Source organism: Frankia sp. AiPs1 (assembly GCF_023716945.1).
Taxonomy (GTDB): domain Bacteria; phylum Actinomycetota; class Actinomycetes; order Frankiales; family Frankiaceae; genus Frankia.
This window is the reverse complement of sequence record NZ_JAMQQF010001040.1, coordinates 1-993: the sequence shown is the minus strand read 5'-3', so window position 1 is coordinate 993 and position 993 is coordinate 1. Positions and strand designations below refer to the sequence as shown.

1 protein-coding gene is annotated in these 993 nt (G+C 75.2%); it reads right to left on the bottom strand.

What is annotated here, in order from left to right:
* On the bottom strand, positions 1-957 hold a 957-nt coding region (locus ND748_RS32720; RefSeq protein ID WP_251750121.1), incomplete at its 3' end, for an MFS transporter.
* Positions 958-993: the final 36 nt, after the last annotated feature.

Below are 993 nucleotides of genomic sequence, written 5' to 3'. Positions count from 1 at the left end.
GGCCAGGCCCGCTCCCCCGGCGGCGGACCGCGCCAGGGCCTGGGCCACGGTGCCGGCGACGTCCCGCCACAGCCGCGGCAGCAGGGCGGCGGTGACCAGCGCCGCGAACGCGGCCAGCACGAACGGCAGCCGCGGATCCGCCGCGAACAGCGCCCCGGAGGCCAGCGCCGCGAACACGGTCGTGGCGGTCTGCGTCGTCGCGAACAGGCCCTGGCCACGGCCGGTACCGTCACCGGCGGCGCTTTCCTGGGCGAGCAGGGACTGGGCCGCGGGATAGGCGACGGCGAGGCCCACCGCCTCCAGGCAGCTCAACAGGATGATGAGCGGGATCGAGTGCAGGAACGGGTAGCTGGCGACCGTCACGGACAGGACGAGCGTGGTCGCCCCGATCAGCCGGCGCCGGTCACATCGGTCGGCCAGCCAGCCGGCGGGCCAGGCGAAGACGAGGTACGGCAGCGCGAAGAGGGTGAAGGTGAGGCCGATCAGCGTGGTGGACGCGCCGTCGCGCTCCATCAACAGGCTCCAGCACGTCTCGTAGACGCCACCGATCAGCCCGTCGCAGCCGGCCACCAGCAGCAGCCCGAGGACGCCGCGACGCAGCAACAGCCGGGCCGACGGCGCACCACCGTCCGGACTCGTCGGGACGCCGCTGCCCGCGGAAGCGGTCGACACCGTGGCAGCGGCGGGAACCGATCCGGCCCGGCCGGTCGCGGGCAGGAGCCACAGCACCGGCAGCGACGCCAGCACCGCGGCCGCGCCGCTGCCCAGAAACACCAGGTCCATCCGGTGCTCGCCCGCGAAGCCGCCGAGCAGCGGTCCGAGTGCGACGCCGAGAAGCTGCCCGGTGTAGATGGCGCTGAACGCACGCCCCTGCGCGCCGGGGGCGACCGTCGCGGCGACCGCGGTCAGCGCGGCGACTTCGAACGCGCCCGCGCCCGCGCCCTGCAGCACGCGCATGGCCGCGTCCATCCCGATCCCCGTCGAGGCGAACAG